We start from the raw sequence: 2,681 nt of genomic DNA, 5'->3' as shown, positions 1-2,681 counted from the left end.
GGACCGCCGTGGCGCCCGTGCCGATGATCGCCACGCGCTTGTCAGAAAGCTTGTCCAGCAACCCGCCGTCCGGGCCGCCGCCCGTATAGGCGTAGTCCCAGCGGCTCGTATGAAAGGCGCGGCCGCTGAAGGTCTCTATGCCCGGAATGCCCGGCAGTTTGGGCACGTGAAGCGGTCCCGTTCCCAGGCCGACGAAGCGCGCCGTGAACCGGTCGCCTCGATTGGTCTCGATCACCCAGCGAGCGTTCGCCTCGTCCCACTCGAGATTCTCGACCTCGGTGTGAAACAGCGCGTTCGCGTAAATATCGTACTGGCGGCCGATGCGCTCGCAATGAGCCAGAATTTCCGGCGCGTGGACATATTTCTCGGTCGGCCTGTGGCCTGTCTCCTCAAGGAGAGGCATGTAGACCATGGACGCGGTATCGCACTGGGCGCCGGGGTAACGGTTCCAGTACCAGGTTCCCCCGAAATCGCCGCCCTTTTCGATAATGCGCACGTCACCCACGCCGGCCTCGACCAGGCGAGCGCAAGTCGCTAGACCCGCGACCCGCCGCCGACGAAAGCAAACATCACATGATCGGTCTTGGCTTCGCGCGGCTCGACCGGCGTGTAAGGGTCGTCGAGATCATGCGCGAGGCGGCCCTTCAACGCCAGATATTGCGCGTTGCCGTCCGGACGTAGCCTCTTGTCGCGCTCGGCCCGATATTTTGCGAGCACGGCCGCCTTGTCGATTTGCGGCTCAGCGGTCGTCGAAATCCGAATGGCCTCCCGTGCAAGTCGTCGCCCGCTTCTGGTCCGGTGGAGATTTTGCCGCTGATTTCAAACGTAAACACGCGGCCATTTTCATATACAAGCCATCGAGCGTGTCTGTGATTTAGGTCACACAACTCGCCGGGTTGTAACCGCGGTGGTAGCAAGGATCGTTCGGCGCCCCGACCTCAGCTTCCCTCTGGCTTGCGCCTTGCGCCCTCCGATGTCTCCTTCGGTCCGACGCCTACCGACGACGTGGCGGGATGAACGCGACCGATGAGGCGGATTACGGTCAAAGACGCAACGCGCAGGTTGCGCCACCACCGGGCGTTATGGAATGAAACTTCGAACGCGTGAACACGCCCCGGCACGCCACGTTCGTGCCAAGCAATCGAACGACGCGAATCGACGCGAAGATTCCATTTGACACTTAGGTCAAAGTCGAGCGGCGCGCACCACGATGAAGCACGACATTACCCCGTTCGGCAGCGGAGCGTCGTGGATGGGACCGGAGTCGGTTGGCCCGAGGCGCGCGGGCGATTCGCGCCCCTTCAATGTTTGCGAAAGATCGAAAGATTAGCCATCGGCGCCATGACGCGGCGGGCCGCCATCTGTGTTCGGCAGGTCCAGCGCTTCCCTAATGAGGGTGCGAGTCAGGCGGGCGCCGTGGCCCGCCGCGCCGATCGCGCGGTAGAGCTCAAACGCCCGGCGCAGCTGCGCATCAGCCGTCTCGGGGTCGCCCTGCGCCGCCGCGAGGCGCCCGCGCAGCTCGGCGATCCGGGGCAACAGGGAGCGGCCCTCGGTCTTCTCGACGAGCGCCTCCGCGCGATCGAGCGCCGTCCCGATTTCTCCCTTGGGCGCAGCTCCGGCGGCAGCCAGCAGAATCTCGGCGAGCGAGAGGAGCCCGTGGGCTTCGTAATAGTCGCATCCGCCCGCCCGCGCGCCCTCGATGGCCTCGCGCGCCGAAGCCTCGGCTTCGGTCTTTGCGCCGATAGCGAGTTGCGCCTCGGCGAGCACGGAGAGGACCTGGGGACGGAAGGCGAGAAACGCCTTCCGATCGCGGGCGATCGCCGCGCCGGCGCTGAGCGCCTCGCACGCTTCGGCCGCCTCGCCCGCCATCAGACGGGAATTCCCGAGCGAGAAATACGCGATGACGAGCGAGGAATCGTTGTCGATCTTGGTCGCAATCTCCAGGCAACGGCGGCCGTGATCGAGGACCGAGGCCGCATCGCCGCGAGTGTAGGCGAGCCAAGTCGTCGCATGATCGAGCCAGCCGAGAAGCTCGACCTCGCCCAGCTTCTCGGCGAGCTGCATGCCCTCCTCACATTGGGCCTCGGCCTCTTTGAGCCTCCCAACATACATGAGGCCAACGGTTCGGGCCTGCATCGCGGCGACGCGCGGGCTGAATCCGGTAATTTCCTTGCCAAGCAAATTGTCCGATCCGACCGCAGCGAGAACGCGGTCCGCGATTTCGACCACTTTGGGGCCGTAGCCGGCGAATAGATAGGCGAACATCGGAAAAGCGCCGAGCGTGGCGGTGAGCATCGGGTTGCCCAGAGCGGCGACAATCGGTTCCGCCTCTTCGGCGCAGCGGACATAATCGGTCGCAGAGCCCGCGGCCGACAGCCGCGCAGTCCCGTAGATGCTCAGCAAGACCGCGACCGCGAGAGGGTTGCCAAGGCGCTCGGCCAAGGCGCGGCCTTCCTTGAAAACGGACTCGGCTTCTTCGGCGCTGAACCCGCCGCGCCAACCGAGCGCGAGAATCTCCCGGCAGGCCTCGAGCGACAGGGCCGTGCGCGTCTCCTCACTCGTCACGCCGGTCGCGAGTTCGCGCACCCGGCGCCAATGGCGCAGGCCTTCGCGCGGGCCGGACAGCGCGGCCCAAACCGCCGCGCGGCGATGCCAGATCGCGGCGTTTCCTGGCTCCTCCG

The 2,681-nt window shown here is 65.7% G+C and carries 3 protein-coding genes; all 3 read right to left on the bottom strand.

Going from position 1 to position 2,681, the window contains the following annotated elements; translation table 11 throughout:
- The coding region (locus ACLP25_RS15715) for a flavin-containing monooxygenase (RefSeq protein WP_442470122.1) at nucleotides 1-505 on the bottom strand (505 nt) is incomplete at its 3' end.
- A gap of 29 nt (nucleotides 506-534) precedes the next feature.
- Nucleotides 535-717: a hypothetical protein gene (locus tag ACLP25_RS15710; protein ID WP_442470121.1), complete on the bottom strand. Its 183-nt coding sequence runs from the start codon at nucleotides 715-717 to the stop codon at nucleotides 535-537.
- A 609-nt stretch (nucleotides 718-1,326) separates the two neighbouring features.
- Nucleotides 1,327-2,681: hypothetical protein (locus tag ACLP25_RS15705; RefSeq protein WP_442470120.1), on the bottom strand; the 1,355-nt coding region annotated here is incomplete at its 5' end.

The sequence above is a fragment of the Roseiarcus sp. genome (assembly GCF_052145395.1).
In the GTDB taxonomy this organism is placed as follows: Bacteria; Pseudomonadota; Alphaproteobacteria; order Rhizobiales; family Beijerinckiaceae; genus Roseiarcus.
Note: the sequence above shows the minus strand (reverse complement) of the source record. Positions and strands in the feature narration are given on the sequence as shown.